12 protein-coding genes and 1 tRNA gene are annotated in these 16,224 nt (G+C 47.3%); 7 read left to right on the top strand and 6 right to left on the bottom strand.

What is annotated here, in order from left to right; translation table 11 throughout:
• Positions 1-467: 467 nt before the first annotated feature.
• The 3 genes from AC2VDX_RS14050 to grxC form a co-directional block, all read right to left on the bottom strand.
• A complete protein-coding gene (locus AC2VDX_RS14050) occupies positions 468-1,250 on the bottom strand; it encodes a lysophospholipid acyltransferase family protein (RefSeq protein WP_378181734.1) in 783 nt (260 codons plus the stop codon).
• Between the two features lie 150 nt (positions 1,251-1,400).
• Positions 1,401-1,904, bottom strand: coding sequence for a tRNA adenosine(34) deaminase TadA (gene tadA, locus AC2VDX_RS14045; RefSeq protein ID WP_378181948.1), 504 nt, complete (start codon positions 1,902-1,904; stop codon positions 1,401-1,403).
• A gap of 63 nt (positions 1,905-1,967) precedes the next feature.
• Complete coding sequence (gene grxC, locus AC2VDX_RS14040; protein WP_378181731.1) at positions 1,968-2,282, bottom strand: glutaredoxin 3; 315 nt, start codon at positions 2,280-2,282, stop codon at positions 1,968-1,970.
• Between the two features lie 710 nt (positions 2,283-2,992).
• Between grxC and AC2VDX_RS14035 the strand changes: the two genes are divergently transcribed.
• Positions 2,993-5,803: a diguanylate cyclase domain-containing protein gene (locus AC2VDX_RS14035; protein ID WP_486928182.1), complete on the top strand. Its 2,811-nt coding sequence runs from the start codon at positions 2,993-2,995 to the stop codon at positions 5,801-5,803.
• Positions 5,804-6,026: 223 nt separating this feature from the next.
• On the opposite strand, the gene AC2VDX_RS14030 is transcribed toward AC2VDX_RS14035, so the two are convergent.
• The gene (locus AC2VDX_RS14030) at positions 6,027-8,798 is read right to left on the bottom strand and encodes a bifunctional diguanylate cyclase/phosphodiesterase (protein WP_378181725.1); all 2,772 of its coding nucleotides are present in this window, start codon (positions 8,796-8,798) and stop codon (positions 6,027-6,029) included.
• 208 nt (positions 8,799-9,006) lie between these two features.
• On the opposite strand from AC2VDX_RS14030, the gene AC2VDX_RS14025 reads away from it, so the two are divergent.
• The 5 genes from AC2VDX_RS14025 (at position 9,007) to thyD (ending at position 14,006) form a co-directional block, all read left to right on the top strand.
• On the top strand, positions 9,007-10,329 hold the full coding sequence (locus AC2VDX_RS14025) for an FAD-binding oxidoreductase (RefSeq protein ID WP_378181722.1): 1,323 nt from the start codon (positions 9,007-9,009) through the stop codon (positions 10,327-10,329).
• 59 nt (positions 10,330-10,388) lie between these two features.
• A complete protein-coding gene (locus AC2VDX_RS14020) occupies positions 10,389-11,750 on the top strand; it encodes a (Fe-S)-binding protein (RefSeq protein ID WP_378181719.1) in 1,362 nt (453 codons plus the stop codon).
• A gap of 52 nt (positions 11,751-11,802) precedes the next feature.
• Positions 11,803-12,372 carry a Uma2 family endonuclease gene (locus AC2VDX_RS14015; RefSeq protein ID WP_378181716.1) on the top strand — a complete coding sequence of 190 codons (570 nt, stop codon included), beginning with the start codon at positions 11,803-11,805 and terminating at the stop codon, positions 12,370-12,372.
• Between the two features lie 312 nt (positions 12,373-12,684).
• Complete coding sequence (gene psb28, locus AC2VDX_RS14010) at positions 12,685-13,086, top strand: photosystem II reaction center protein Psb28 (protein ID WP_378181713.1); 402 nt, start codon at positions 12,685-12,687, stop codon at positions 13,084-13,086.
• Positions 13,083-14,006 carry a thylakoid membrane protein ThyD gene (gene thyD, locus AC2VDX_RS14005; protein WP_378181710.1) on the top strand — a complete coding sequence of 308 codons (924 nt, stop codon included), beginning with the start codon at positions 13,083-13,085 and terminating at the stop codon, positions 14,004-14,006. The genes psb28 and thyD overlap by 4 nt, the downstream gene beginning before the upstream one ends.
• Before the next feature lie 106 nt (positions 14,007-14,112).
• On the opposite strand, the gene murA is transcribed toward thyD, so the two are convergent.
• Complete coding sequence (gene murA / locus AC2VDX_RS14000; protein ID WP_378181707.1) at positions 14,113-15,522, bottom strand: UDP-N-acetylglucosamine 1-carboxyvinyltransferase; 1,410 nt, start codon at positions 15,520-15,522, stop codon at positions 14,113-14,115.
• Positions 15,523-15,724: 202 nt separating this feature from the next.
• Between murA and AC2VDX_RS13995 the strand changes: the two genes are divergently transcribed.
• Positions 15,725-15,808, top strand: a tRNA-Leu gene (locus AC2VDX_RS13995).
• Here AC2VDX_RS13995 and AC2VDX_RS13990 read toward each other — a convergent pair.
• Positions 15,790-16,200: a hypothetical protein gene (locus AC2VDX_RS13990; RefSeq protein WP_486928181.1), complete on the bottom strand. Its 411-nt coding sequence runs from the start codon at positions 16,198-16,200 to the stop codon at positions 15,790-15,792. The two genes, AC2VDX_RS13995 and AC2VDX_RS13990, sit on opposite strands and share 19 nt — an antisense overlap.
• Positions 16,201-16,224 lie beyond the last annotated feature (24 nt).

Here is a 16,224-nt window from a genome sequence, read left to right as displayed (position 1 = left end):
TCCAGTTCAAAACTCATGATTTTTCTTTAGTCCGCGTCAGGCGGGCTTAGTTTATAAATGCGAAGCAACTTCTGCCCCTCTTCTTCTTGAAGGGGGGTAAGGGGGGTTGGCGTAGCCGCAACTTCCAGTCGCCAGGGCTTAAGTTGACTTTTATCAACAGGACTTACGCAACATCACCACATGTGGGGGCAACCACAGGGGATTGCTCCTACAAAACTCTATATGTATAAGCTTTGCGTAAGTCCCGATCAATACCGTAATTGACTGACGCTCTAGATGATTCGTGAAACTCTGTAGAGACACGACATATCGCGTCTCTACTTAAATGGGATTGTCTATAGCAAGCAATCCGAATTGATGTATAGAAATAGCGGCAACCGTAATCAGTAATGGGTTCTCTCCAATTACCCATTACCAATTACCTAAAAGCTTTTGTTCGCGAATGAATGAGAATTGCGATAGAGATTTTAAAACGATGACTGAGCGCCCGATACTTTCTCTAAGGGGGGAGCAGCACAGAGCGTATCCACCTCTTCTACTTCGCATCCATCTATCTGTTTAAGCGCAGCTTCTAAATCGGCGGTTAGTTTTTTCGCACTTTGTTTTGGCGTATTGCTGCAATAATTCGCTACTGAGATCGGCGAACCAATGTGAACTTTGATACCGCAGCCCCAATGCGGCACCGGGCTGCCGTAACGGACGCTGATGGGCACAATTTTGACATCCAATTCTGGTTGGCTGGATTCCACTTGCAAGGCAATTCGAGCCAAACCCGACTTGAGGGGGTGAACGCGCTTATCCTGGTAGATGCCGCCCTCTGGGAAGATGACCAGCACTTCTCCCTGGCGGAGAACTTCGACGCCATGACGAAAAGTGCCAACTCCCGGATTTCGAGTATCCACTGGAAACCCTCCCATGCGGCTGATGAACCACCCTTGCAACCCTTTCATTTCATCCGCTGACACCATAAACCGCAGGTCACGACCCGTCACAGGTCGTCCAGCGGCGTGAGGCACGACAAACGCATCCCAGCGGGCGCGATGGGTCGGAGCCAGAATCACCGGCCCGGTAGCGGGGATATTCTCTTGTCCGGTGACTTCGGCTTTACCAAAATAAAACGGTATGACAAGATATTTCGTCAGCTTATAGCCTAAGGAAGCTAGCCAAGGTAAAACACGGGAAGTAACAGGAACTACCTTGACAGGTTTTGGTGTCTCTATCGTTTGTTCAGAGGGGTCGAACTGAGTCATCACGAATAAAACTTCTCACAGCATCCATAATTCCAGCTTATGTATGATTACGGCATCTGTCTTCTACTAGAAGGACAGTTCTCATGCTGTCATTAGCAGAGTAAAAGTAAACATAATAAGAGCAATTCTTTTGTTTTGCCTTTTGCCTTTTTACTTTTGACTTTTTAAGCGCCGCTGGGCAAACCAGGATTGCAGATGTTGGCGGCAGGCAGACTCTAAGATACCACTGATGACTGGCAAGCGGTGGTTAGAGCCAGCACTATCTGGAATATTGGCAACGGTACGAATCGCGCCAGTTTTTGGATCGTCCACACCGTAAACGAGAAGCCGCAGACGTGCTAGCGCGATCGCACCGGCGCACATGGGGCAAGGTTCTAGGGTAACGTAGAGGGTGCATTGGTTAAGGTGCCAGTTCTGCATTGCTTGCCCAGCAGCTCTAAGAGCTAAAATTTCGGCGTGGGCAGTCGGGTCTTGATCGCGCTCTTTGCGATTTTCACCCTCTGCAATCAAGTTACCATCTGCACTAACAATCACTGCTCCCACTGGCACTTCCCCAGCATCACCCGCCTTCTCGGCAAGTTCTAGCGCTCGACTCATCCATTGTCGGTGAACTAGGTACGCAGAGTCCTCAATTCCTGGTGGCGGAATTTCCATAGCCATGCTAGTGCCCGTACCGGCTATACAAACTAAACTCGCCTGTGCTGGCTAATTTTAGCCTTAAATGGCGGGTTGAGCCAGTAGGGGGTCTAATTTTCCGTCTGTATTCAGCTGATAGAGGTCATCGCTTCCACCAATGTGCTGCTCATTGATGAAAATCTGCGGCACGCTTCGACTCCCGTTGGCACGCTCAGCCATCTTAGCTCTGGCTGCCTCATCACCATCAATTTTATATTCGGTAAAGTTGACGCCCTTCCACCAGAGCAACATCTTTGCTCTGATACAAAAGGGACAAGTTTGCCAAGTATAGATTTCAACGTTGGCTTTGTTGCGTTCTGGATGACGCTTTAGGATTGGATTAAGAAAGTCAAACATTTTAGGATTTTTGAATTCTCTAGATTTGGATATGTGTTTAGCCGTCGGCATTCAGCAATGCGCCTTCAGTTTAATTGACCAAGCCCAGGACTGAATACCTCTCTCTAGACTAGATCGTTCTTTTAAGCAAGACAACAACTGCAATATATTAGCAAATTTAGCAAATTAAAGGATTAATTTTATTGTTTGATGTTTTTATTTTCTAATTAGATATAGCAATCCTATTTGAGTTGTGAGATGCCAGCGGTTTAGATACCCGACTTCGTAAGAGAAGTCGGGTATCTCGCCTTCACGAATCATTTAGGACTGCTATAGCGTTGGCAAGTGCGACGGATCGCGCTAACCTTTGAGCAAATCCGGTTCTGTTTAGAGGCACCCTTGGCAGCAGATTTTAGACTTTTTTTAGAAGTAAATTGCTGTCTCGTCCGGTTTTTGCCTAGAAAGTTGATAAAGAATGTTAATGACTTCGCCCTTCTATTCGGTGAGGATTTTTAGCTAGCTAGTTTTTTTATTACAAAATACAATTGTTGCATCGCTTAAAAAGCTGTCTGTAAAGCCTTAGCCGCCTAGTCAGGGGTGATTGAAGAGCTACTCCTATGCTTACTACCTACCGTGTTACACACCAAAGGGATCGCGCTTTGTTCAATTTAGATTTAAGATAATTAATAAAAATGGTTAATTTTATTAAAGAAACTAATAATATATTCTCTATGCTCGACCCTTACGCTTTACCGCTCCATCAAGCAATTGATCGTAACCCTCTGACAGTGACTCCAGACACGCTAGCCACAGAGGCGATCGCATTGATGAGTCGGGCACAGGCTAGCTGTGTCATCGTGGTAGAGCAACAGCAGGTAACGGCGGAAGAACCAACACAAGTAGCAACACAAACCCCGATCGGAATTTTTACAGAACGGGACTTAGTTCAAGTTACGGCTTTAGGTAGGGACATTCAAGGTGTAGCGATCGCTGCACTGATGAACCAGCCACTCATCACCCTCAACGAATCCCAAGTACAAGATATCCAAACCATCAGCCGACTGTTTCGCCACCATCAGATTCGCCATCTGTTGATTGTACAGGACGAATCCGGTCAACTGGTAGGAATCATGACGCCAACCAGTCTGATGCCAGTCGTTAGCGATCGCTATAACCCGAAACCGGAAAACTTCTTCGGCTATTCAAACTTAGAATTGCCTGAGAGGGAAGCTCGTTACCGATTGCTGGCAGAAAACTGCACCGACATGATTTCCACTCACACTCCGGAAGGTGTTTATCTTTACGTTTCACCTGTATGCAGTATTTTACTGGGATATGAGCCGGATGAACTCCTGGGACACTCGGTGCTTGAATTTTGCCACCCGCAAGATTTGGTAGTGATGGAGCAATTTGCTCAGAATGACACTGTTACTTTAAGAGAACATTCAACCCAGCTAAACTTTCCAGAAATCGGCACAGTTAGCTACCGGATTCGTCATCGGCAAGGTTATTACATCTGGTTAAAAACTACGCTCCGAACTATCCGCCATCCGGATACGGGTGCAGTGCAAGAAATCATCGCCGTTTCGTGCAATATTAGCCAGCGCCAGCAGGCAGAAACCGAGTTAAGAGAAAGTCAAGAAAAATACAAAGTTATTTTTCAACGTTTTCCAATTGGCATTTGCATTACCGATAAAAACGGCAATATTATTGAAGCTAATCAAGCTTCAGAAAAGATTCTCGGTTTATCCACTGAAAAACATAAAACAAGAAGCTGTGACAGCAAAGAATGGCGCATCGTTCGACCGGATGGCACCCCAATGCCACCGGAAGAATTTGCTAGCGTTCGAGCATTAAAAGAAAATAAAGTGATTGAAAATCGAGAAATGGGAATTGTGAACGACCAGGATGAAATAACCTGGATTAACGTTACTGCTATTCCCATTCCTCTCAAAGATTATGGTGTTGCGATCGCTTACGTTGATATCACAGAGCGTAAAGCCGCAGAGGAGAAAGTTGAGAAATCGCTTTCTCTGCTTCGCGCCACGCTTGAATCAACTGCGGACGGCATCGTGGCAGTGAGCCTGGAAGGAGATATTGTCACTTACAATCAGAAATTTCTTCAGATGTGGCAGGTTCCAGAAGACCTGATAGGCTCACCTCGCGCTGACAAACGACTAATCTTTCTTAAAAACCAGCTTAAAGAGCCAGAAGCCTATCTGAGACGGGTTTGGGAACTTTCCAGGCAACCAGAAGCCAAGGCAGACGACATTCTGGAATTAAAAAATGGGAAAATCTTTGAGCGCTACTCCACACCGCACCGACTCGGCGAACAAATCATTGGCAGGGTGTGGAGCTTTCTTGACATTACCGAACGGACGCGAACGGAGGAGGCATTGCACTCTTCTATTGAGCGGGAGCGCTTGCTAGGGAGGATACAAGGGCGCATCCGCCAATCGTTGCATTTGAACGAAATCCTCAACACAGCGGTTGCGGAGGTGCGAAACTTTCTGCAAGCGGAACGAGTTGCTCTTTATCGGCTCGATCCTCGCGGTGCCTGCTTTGTCGTCGAATCTGTCGCACCCGGTGGTGAATCTATTCTGGATGTCTCGCTGTATGACCCCTGCTTTGAGGCGGAATATATCCAAAAGTTTCAAACCACCGGGTATGTGTCGGCGGTGGATGATATTTACCAAGCGGATCTGCCTGCGAGTTACGTGAAGTTACTGGCAGGAGCAGGAATTCAGGCAAATTTGATGGTGCCAATCTTGATTCGGGAACAGGGAGGGGGAAACCGAGAAGGGAAGAATGAATCCAAAACCCAAAATGCCGCCCCTTTGCGTCCCCCTTTATCGAATCCATCTGCCAAAATTCATTTATGGGGGATACTCTGCGTCCATCAATGCTCTGGATCTCGTCACTGGGAGCCGTATGAAATTAAGTTGTTGCAACAATTGTCCGTCGGGTTAGCGATCGCAATTCAGCAGTCTTCCCTCTTCAAACAGCTGGAGGAAGCCAACCGGGAGTTGCAGTGCATCGCTTCTCTGGATGGCTTAACTCAGGTGGCGAATCGGCGCAGGTTTGACGAATATCTAGCCCAAGAGTGGCGGCGGCTGGCACGAGAACAAGCGCCGATTTCGCTGATTTTCTGCGATATTGACTGTTTTAAAATCTACAACGATACCTACGGTCATCAAGCTGGAGATAGCTGTTTGCGACAGGTTGCTGGTGCGATTCGTTTGATGCTGAAGCGCTCAAGCGATCTAGTTGCCCGTTATGGAGGCGAGGAGTTTGCCCTAATTTTGCCCAACACTCCCTCTGCGGGTGCCGGTTACATCGCCGAGTCGATCCGTTCAATGGTGAAAAGCTTAGAGATTGTCCACGTCCACTCACCAGTCAGCCCATACGTCACGCTGAGTCTGGGTGTCGCCAGCATGGTTCCCAGTTTAACGTCTTCACCGGCAGCGCTGATTACAGCAGCCGATGAGGCGCTGTATCAAGCGAAAAAAGAGGGACGCGATCGCGTTAGCGTATGCGGCTAGACGCGGCTCTTCGCGTTAGTTCGCGTAGGGAATGGTTGAGGCAACGTTACCCAACAAATGCTTATGTTTTGTTGGGTTGAGGAACGAAACCCAACCTACAATTATTTTTAACCGAACCGTATTGATGCCAATACAACTTTTCAAACATCCTATAAGCAGCTCTTCGCGTTAGCGTACACCAAAATCATTGAGAGCATCGCCCTGTCCTACAAATTGATAATTTCTAACTTTTATTTTTTAACCTCTTAGATTTAACAAGCTCTGTTGCCGCTTCCGCCGGAACCGGGGGACTAAACAGATAACCCTGCAAGCCATCACACTGAACTGAGTACAAAAAATCCAATTGTTCTACTGTTTCAACACCCTCAGCAATCACTTTTAAATTGAGTCCATGACCCAGTGCCATGACTGCCTTGATAATCGCAGCATCATGAGTATCCGTCATCAGATCGCGAATAAATGAGCGATCGATTTTTAGCGTATTGAGCGGAAAGTGTTTTAGATAGCTCAGTGAAGAATAACCCGTCCCAAAATCATCCATTGAAATGTGAATTCCCAGATCCTGCAACTTCTGCAACACAGAAATTGTCCATTCCACATCCTGCATCGCAATGCTTTCAGTAATTTCGAGTTCCAGATAACGAGGTTCCAACTCAGTTTCAGCCAGAACTTGCTTAACAACTTTTACTAAATTGGGTTGCTGAACTTGACGCCCTGAAAGATTCACGGCAACCCGGATTGGCGGCAAGCCAAGTAATTGCCAAAGACGATTTTGCATGCAAGCTGTCCGCAAAACCCATTCTCCAATCGGACAGATCAAACCCGTTTCTTCTGCAAGGGGAATAAATTGATAAGGTGGAATTAATCCTAGTTCTGGAGATTGCCACCGAATCAGCGCTTCCATGCCCACAATTTGACCTGTTTTTAAGTCTACTTGCGGCTGGTAATGTAACAGAAATTCCTCGCGTTCTAAGGCTTTGTAAAGTCTGTTTTCTAACCTCAGTCGTTCTAGCGCTTTTGCCCCCAGGGCTGGTGTATATAGCTGGTAATTATTGCGACCTTGTTGCTTGGCTCTGTACATCGCCGCATCGGCGTTTTTTAACAGCGTTTCTACATCTTCCCCATCATAAGGAGCTAAAGCAATCCCCAAACTCGCCTTGATGTGTAAAGAGCTATCATGATATGTCTCTACATCGTCAAAATGAAAAGGAACGTTTAGGGAACCCAGAATTCTTTTCGCAATCTTGGTAACATCTTCCAGACAAGTGATTGGGGACAGCATAATGGTGAATTCATCCCCACCCCAACGAGCAACAATGTCGCTTTCTCGCAGACAGTCTGCGATGCGTCGAGCCGCACCTTGCAGCAGCAGGTCGCCTACGGCATGACCGAGAGTGTCGTTAATCGTTTTGAAGCCATCCAGGTCGAGAAACACCACCGCCAGCATATCGCCGCGATTCAGATGAGTGCTTGCTAGTGCCAGAGAAAGCCGGTCATTGAATAGCAGTCGGTTGGGCAAACCAGTTAAGAGGTCATGAGACGCCTGATGTCGGATTGTATCCTCTACCCGCCTTTGCATTACTGCCATGTAGAGGTGGGTTCCCACAGCTTGAGCCAGCTTGAGTTCTTCTTGCGTCCACTCTTTAGCTTGTCCTTGGGTGATTTCTCGCCATGCTTCAAATGACTGGCGGGGGCGCACGTTGCGTTCGTCGGAATTCTGACGCCCTGCCCATAGGGTTTCTGTATTCATCTCATGGCGGAAGATGGTGAGACACCCTACGCATTGCTGATGATATGTCAGAGGCACGATTAAAATAGAGCGAATGGTCGTTGGCTTGAAAGCAGAGGCTAAATACTTTAGTTGTGGTTCTTGATATAAATCGGGAATGGTGTAGAGAAAATTTTGACTTTTAAAATTTGATATTTCGCTAGCTGCTCCGTAGCGGTGGCGCGAAGATTCAAGGATATGGTTTTGAGGGTTAAATTCTGACTCTAGAAACCAGGAGTCAGAAGATTCCTGGATAAGATTCTGATGACTGACGGCTTGATTGTTGTCTTTGTAATGGTTTGCAGTAGCACTGCCTGGGATGCTGACGCTTCTCGGTTTCCCGGAGATAATTTGTTGCCAAAAGGGAGTTTCTTCAATCCAAGGCAGGATTGGCTGCTTGCCAGAGGTATAAAGTTGAGCAGGTTGACCAGTTGTATCTGCTGTAATATACAATCTGCCAGCGTCACCCTGTAAGGCGTTAACGGTTTTTTCTAAAACGGTCTGCCGAATTTCGGAAATTTTTAATGGGGAGTGGAGCAGACTGCTGATTTGGTTGATCGTTGACTCATGCTGAGCTTGTTCGCGTGCGGTTTGGAGAAGATGGGACTGAGCGATCGCAATTGACACCTGATCCACCAGCAGCTGGACAATTTGCAACTCTTGTTCGCTAAGTTTTCGCTGGGACACGTGGTGACACACCAACAACCCCCACAAGCTGTTTTGATGCAGGATTGGCACGGCTAGAGAAGCCCTCACCCCCATCGTCGTCAGATATTCGACGTGGCAAGGATCGACTGGGGAATAGCGGATATCTCTAGTTGCTAGATTTCTGCCGGTTGATAGACAATCTAACTGCTCTTGAGTTTTCTGCCTAGAAACGACATCGATAATGACTCGCTGGCGGACTTTGACAAACAACTCACGAGCATGGGGAGGAATGTCCTCCGCTGGAAACCGCAGCCCCATCATAGAGGGTAAGCGATCGCCATTTATAGATTCGGCAATCACTTCGCCACTGGCATCCGGATGAAATCGGTAAATTTTGACCCGATCCATGTCTAAAAAGGAACGAATTTCCCGCGCTGTTGTCGCCAATATCTCTTGTAGCTCTAAAGATTGGCGAATTCGCGTCGTAATTCGATTTAGCAAGTTTTCTCTATCGTAAGGTCGGGTTGTCCCCGTCCTTCCTGCTTGCTGTAATGTCGGTATATTCTTTCGTCGAACCATTCAATTAAACCTGTCTAGAGAGAGAAATAGATCCCTTAAATACCAGTATGAAGTGTTACATCTATCCTGAGATGGAAAAAAAATAAATTTGTAACTAAATAATTAAATGATGTTACGCCGAGAATTGAGTGCTACTTGCGTGCCGTGCTTATGTTTTGCTAGTGTTCATGTCCACCTGAGTGCGATCGCACAGATGATTTTTTAAGCAATGAATAGCGTAGCCCAAAAACTTGAAAGTCTCCTCTCCAGCTCCGGCATTGTTCAGTGGGAACAGATAGAAGGCACCCGAAAAGCACAAATATCTCAAGCAATTGCACCGGGAACCACCCTTAATTGCATTGTTTATCCCCACACGGAGGAAGAACTCGCTCAGGTTATGGCTTGTGCCTACCAGCAACGATGGGGCGTCTTACCCTGTGGCAGCGCCAGCAAACTGGATTGGGGCGGATTGGTAGATGGGGTCAATTTGGTTGTCAGTACCGAACGCCTCAATCGCTTAATCGCTCATGCGGTTGGCGACTTAACCGTTACGGTGGAAGCAGGCATGAAATTTGCCGAACTGCAAAAGATTTTAGCGCAACAAAGTCAATTTCTTGCTCTAGATCCAGCTTATCCAAAAGACGCCACTATTGGCGGCATTGTGGCGACAGCTTGGGGCGGCTCCTTGCGACAACGCTATGGCGGAGTTCGGGATATGCTACTGGGTCTTTCTTTTGTCCGCACCGATGGTCAAATTGCCAAAGCTGGGGGTCGGGTGGTAAAAAATGTTGCCGGTTACGACATGATGAAGCTATTCACCGGCTCTTTTGGAACCCTAGGGATTGTCAGTCAAGTTACGTTTCGGGTTTATCCCCTGCCTGAGGCATCTGCAACCGTAGTGCTGACTGGCACAGCCGAAGGAATTGCCGCAGCAACCAAAACTTTGCTAGCTTCAGCCTTGACGCCCACGGCTGTTGACTTGCTATCAACTCAGATCGTGGCTAGTTTAGGGTTAGGGGAGGGAATTGGGGCGATCGCTCGCTTTCAAAGTATATCGCCGAGTGTGAAGGAACAGGGCGCTCGATGGTTGGAAGTGGGGCAGCATCTGGGTTTACAGGGTGTCCTGTATTCAGATGCCGATGAGGCTGAGTTATGGCAGAAGTTACAAGAACAAATGTGGACATCCCACACAGAGGCAGCGATCGCTTGCAAAATAGGAGTATTACCGACTGCCGCCGCTACCATTTTGACTCATCTGCAAATCCACGTCCCATCGGTGATGTGTCTGATTCATGCTGGGAGTGGGTTGGGGCTATTGCGGTGCAATGGTGATGTTGGAGAGAAAACAGCGATCGCGTTTTTACAACAGATGCGATCGCTCTGTGAATCTCACGGTGGGTTTCTGACGATTCTGGAAGCGCCTATCTCCTTGAAGCAGCAACTAGATGTCTGGGGTTATACCGGCAATGCCCTGGATTTAATGCAGAAAATCAAAACGCAATTTGATCCAGAAAATATTTTAAGTCCAAATCGTTTTGTCGGTGGAATGTGAACAAAGCGCTTTCATCGCCGAAAATACCGCCTAAAAAGTAGGGAAGATTACACCCATCCATGCAAACATCAGAGAATTCTTTGACAAATTTAGATGATTCAAACCCGATTAAAATTAACGGATTTGATAACGATCATCCCCCAGATCCCAAGTTAATTGATAGCTGCGTTCACTGCGGTTTTTGTCTTTCTACTTGTCCCAGCTATCGGGTGATTGGCAAAGAGATGGATTCTCCCAGAGGCAGAATTTATCTCATGGATGCTATCAATAAAGGTGAGATTCCTCTGAATACTGCCACAGTGCAACATTTTGACTCTTGCTTGGGATGTCTTGCCTGTGTCACAACCTGTCCTTCTGGCGTGCAGTATGACAAGTTGATTACTGCCATGCGCCCCCAAATTGAACGTAATTATTCGCGCAGTTTGCCAGACAAGTTGTATCGGAAACTTATTTTTTCGCTATTTCCTTATCCCAATCGGCTGCGAGTTTTGCTGGTGCCTCTGATGGTCTATCAGAAATTAGGCTGGCAAAAATTAGTTCGTTCGACCGGATTACTCCAGCGCCTTTCTCCTCGCTTGGCGGCGATGGAATCAAATCTGCCAGAAATTACTCCCAGTAGCTTTGTAGACACCCTACCAGAGTTGATTCCGGCTGAGGGTGAGAAACGCTATCGGGTGGGCGTTATTTTGGGCTGCGTGCAACGTCTATTCTTTTCAAAGGTAAATGAAGCAACGGTGCGGGTATTAACCGCCAATGGCTGTGAAGTCGTGATTCCAAAGACTCAGGGATGTTGTGCTGCATTGCCGCATCACCAAGGACAGGAAGAACAAGCAAAAGCGATCGCTCGCCAAATGATTGATAGTTTTGAAGGTACAAATGTTGATGCCATCATCATCAATGCTGCGGGTTGCGGTCATACTCTAAAAGAATACGGACACCTCCTCCAAGATGACCCTGATTATCAAGAGAAAGCCGTAAAATTTGCCGCTCAAGTGAAAGACGCTCAAGAGTTTCTTTACGAAGCAGGAATAACTGCGAAACTTTCCCCGCTTTCTGATAAACCACTGACTTTGGTTTATCAAGATGCCTGTCATTTATTGCATGGGCAAAAAATTAGTTTGCAACCGCGCCAATTATTACGACAAATTCCAGGCGTCCAACTGCGGGAACCTATTGATGCAGCTTTGTGTTGTGGCAGTGCTGGGGTTTATAATATGTTGCAACCTGAAGTTGCTGGAGAATTGGGTAAGCAAAAAGTTGAGAACCTTCTCAATACAGGTGCTGAATTAATTGCGTCTGCGAATCCCGGTTGTACGATCCAAATTAGCAAGCATTTAGAACTTCAAGAAAAGGCAATTCCCATCATGCATCCCGTAGAGTTGTTGGATTTGTCAATTCGGGGAGTGAAACTGTACGAGTAGAGAAATTTTCGATTACCGCAAAGGTGATAGCAGAGGTAGAAGGCGATCGCTTATGGTACAAACACCTACTAAAACACTGACTCTAGAGGAGTTTCTGAAATTACCAGAAACTAAACCAGCCAGTGAATACATCAACGGTAAAATTATCCAAAAACCAATGCCGCAGGGGAAGCCCAGTAAGTTACAAGGAAAGCTAGTCACTGCTATTAACGAGGTAGTTGAAGCTAAGCGAATTGCCTTAGCCTTTCCGGAATTACGGTGTACCTTTGGCGGACGAGCAATCGTGCCAGATGTGGCGGTGTTTGCTTGGGATAGAATCCCCCTTGATGAGAATGGGGATGTTGCTAATGTATTCCAGGCTGCTCCAGATTGGACAATTGAAATTCTCTCTCCAGAACCAAGCCAGACTAAAGTAACCGGAAATATCCTGCACTGCCTCAAACACGGTAGCAAATTAGGCTGGCTGCTCGATCCAGAGGAACGCTCCGTGCTAGTCTACCCTCCCGGACAACAACCAGAATTGTTGCAGGAAGCAGCCGACGTGCTACCCGTTCCAGACTTGTTAACAGAACTGCGGTTAACGGTAGGGGATGTGTTTGGATGGTTAAGACTAGGAGGATAAACAAACAGGAAAGACAATGATTGAGCAAATAGCTTGAAAAACCGCTTATTTTAATCCCTGACAGGGATTCATACAGCTTAATCTCACTCCACCATATGTAATTAATAAATTTATTGCTACTTGCTCAAAATCTGGTTAGGCAAAAGTTGGTTTGAAATTCCGTACTTTGGATGTCAGTCTTAGTACACTTTCACCTACAACTTGCTAAAAATATTTTAGGCGATCGCTCCTAAACTCACTAGCTCACCGAGTCAACGCTCAGAAGGCGTTTAACTTTTGTATACTACTTTATGAGTTTCATTAATTTTGTGCATGACTTCTAATACACCCTTAATTCAATTTTTTGAAGGAATTCCTGAAGAAATCAGTAACGTCAGCCTACGACGGAATCGCAGTTCTGGAGTCCGTAGTGTATTGATGACATTTAAAGAGCTGAAAGCCATAGAAAAATTCAACAGCTTTAAAAATAAATTTTCTAATGCGCTGCGGTTAACGGATGAAGAAGGTGAAATAAGCGTTGAGCCTTCTTCTGTAAAATTTGTTTTCAGCGGGCCTGAAGGGGATAACTTTCAGCGGCTGGACTGTGAATTTGAAATTCAGCGAGAAGACCACTGGGAGCGATTCATGCGGTTTATGAATCGCTATGCTGAGGTAAATGGTATGGCTTACGACACTAAAAAATCCCCCGCTAGCGAGGCAACGACAGAAGCATGAAAGTAGCCATTACAGGAGCAACTGGATTTGTCGGCTCTCGGCTGGTAGAACGACTACACGCTCAAGGAAATCAAATATTGGTTTTCAGCCGTAACCCCGCTAAAGCGAAGCAAGTCTTTCTTGCCAACACCTATCCCAATCTCGAAATCATTCCTTATACCCCCACTGAATCAGGCTCCTGGCAACAGTCCATTGCTGGATGCGATGCTGTGGTGAATCTAGCGGGAGAACCGATTGCGGAAAAGCGCTGGACTCCAGAACAAAAGCAGACGATCCTAAATAGCCGTAAGATAGGGACGCAAAAAATTGTAGAAGCGATTAACCAAGCGAATCCCAAGCCCTCTGTCTTGGTTAATTCTTCTGCAATTGGCTACTACGGCACCAGCGAAACGGCTGCCTTTGATGAAACCAGCTCAGCCGGTAACGATTTTCTCAGCACTGTCTGCAAAGAGTGGGAAACAGAAGCCCAAAAAGTCAAAGACAGCGGCACGCGACTGGTAATTGTGCGAACTGGAATTGTCCTAGGAATGGGAGGGGCACTTGCCAAAATGCTTCCCCCCTTCAAAATGTTTGCCGGTGGCCCCATTGGTACAGGGCGTCAGTGGTTCTCCTGGATTCACCGAGACGATTTGGTGAATCTGATCTTATTTGCACTCAGCCACCCAGAAATCGAAGGTGCCCTAAACGGTACAGCTCCGAATCCAGTCCGGATGAACGAATTGGCTCAAACTTTGGGGGAAGTTTTAAATCGACCCTCCTGGCTGCCAGTTCCCGGCTTTGTTTTAGAAGGTCTCTTGGGAGATGGTGCCCAAGTCGTTTTGGAAGGGCAACAAGTTCTTCCAAAACGCACCCTGTCCCAAAGTTTTGAATATCAGTATTCGACCCTAAAACCAGCGCTGACGGAAATTGTGAAGGAATAAATAATTGGGAAAAAGGTAATCGTTTTGAGTTTTGAGTTTTGAGTTTTGAGTTAATACCTCATCACTCATCACTCATCACTCTACCTGTTACCTATTTACCCTCCCTTCAACTTTCAACCTTCAAACCTTCAACTGGCAGGTTGTTATCTTCAACCTTTAAACCTTCAACTGGCAAACTGTCATCATCCTGCACCCGCTGTAGTTTAGCTCCCAGCTTCCGCAGTTTATCCTCCAGCTTTTCGTAACCCCGATCTAGATGCTGCAATCCCTGAATTGTCGTTTTTCCCTCTGCCGCCAGCGCTGCCAGAACTAGCGCCGCCGAAGCACGTAAATCAGTAGCCAGTACAGGTGCCCCCGATAACATTGGCACTCCCCGCACGATTGCATGATTGCCTTTCACGCGAATGTCTGCACCCATGCGATTCAACTCTGCCACATGACGCAATCGGTTTTCAAACACCGTTTCGCTAATCACGCTGTCCCCTTCACTGAGGGTCAGCAAAGCCATAAACTGCGCCTGCATATCTGTGGGGAAACCAGGATAGGGCAATGTTTCAATATCTGTTGCCCCGTGTGTTTGCCCTCCGATAATCCGCAGGCGGTTGGGCGCTTCTTCGAGTACCGTCGCCCCAATTTCCCGCAGCTTGGCAATCACAGCCGTGAGATGGTCTGGAACGATCGGGGACAGACTCAGTTCTGAATGGGTAATCGCCCCTGCAACGAGCAATGTCCCCGCCTCAATCCGGTCGGGAATGATGCTGTAGTCCACAGAATGTAAGCTGGGGACGCCAGAAATCACAATTGTATTGGTGCCTGCACCGCGAATCCGCGCTCCCATCGCTTTGCAAAAATTAGCCAGATCCACGACTTCTGGCTCTTGGGCGGCGTTTTCTAGGGTTGTTTCTCCCTCGGCTAGGGTTGCCGCCATCATCAGTGTCTCTGTCGCACCAACACTGGGATAGTCCAGATAAATTTTTGCTCCCTTTAACCTTCGATTGCCCCCAGTCACATAGGCATTTACCATCCCATGATCGATTTGTACATCTGCCCCCATGTCCCGCAAACCTCGGACGTGAAGATCGACGGGTCTGGCACCGATAGCACAACCGCCAGGTAGTGGCACTCTTGCTACACCCAGTCGCGCCAGCATCGGGCCAACGATAAAGAAACTGGCTCGTAGCTGAGAAACTAACTCGTAGGGCGCTTTTGATTGTCCAATGTGGCTAGCGTTGATGTCGAGAATGTCGCCATTCCATTCCAGCTTCACGTCTAGGGACGACAGAATTTGACCCATGCGCTTGACATCGACAAGCGAGGGAACGTTACGGATTCGGCAATCTTGAGGACACAGCAAGGCTCCTGCCATGATTGCTAGTGCCGCGTTCTTTGCGCCGCTAATCTTGACGTGCCCTTGCAGGGAAGCTCTACCCCAAATGTGCAGGACGGACTTGTCTTCTTCGGGCAGAGAGTAGGTATCGGTCAGGCTGAGAGGGGGGTTAATAGGTCTATCCTCCAAATTTCACGGAATAGGGTGGCATTTTTTTAAATTTGGTTTTGATTCTACAGGAAAGATTTCAAATGTCTAGATTAGCGATCTATCTTCATTGTCACTCGATGAAGCATTGTACCTTGTATCGGTTCACTTTTCCGGAGCAAAGGAGTTGACAAATTATAGAATTTGTTGCATAATGGTAAATCGGTGATCTAAATCAAGATAAGCGGAACTGGCGGAATTGGCAGACGCGCTAGATTCAGGTTCTAGTGTTCGCAAGGACTTCCGGGTTCAAGTCCCGGGTTCCGCATTTTTAGGACTGAGGGCTGAGGACTGAGGTATTAGGGCTGAGGACTGAGGTATTAGGGCTGAGGACTGAGGACTGAGGGCTGAGGTTTGAGGTTTGAGGACTGAGGGCTGAGGACTGAGGTTTGAGGACTGAGGTTTGAGGGCTGAGGGCTGAGGTCTGAGGTCTGAGGGCTGAGGACTGAGGTTTGAGGACTGAGGGCTGAGGTCTGAGGTCTGAGGGCTGAGGACTGAGGTTTGAGGACTGAGGTCTGAGGACTGAGGTTTGAGGGCTGAGGACTGAGGTTTGAGGTCTGAGGTCTGAGGTCTGAGGTCTGAGGGCTGAGGGCTGAGGGCTGAGGTCTGAGGTCTGAGGGCTGAGGTTTGAGGACTGAGGACTGAGGATCGGAATGGCACACGTCTGAACTCAAGTTACATCAA

The organism is Coleofasciculus sp. H7-1, from assembly GCF_057473865.1.
This window is presented reverse-complemented; position numbering and strand designations above follow the sequence as displayed.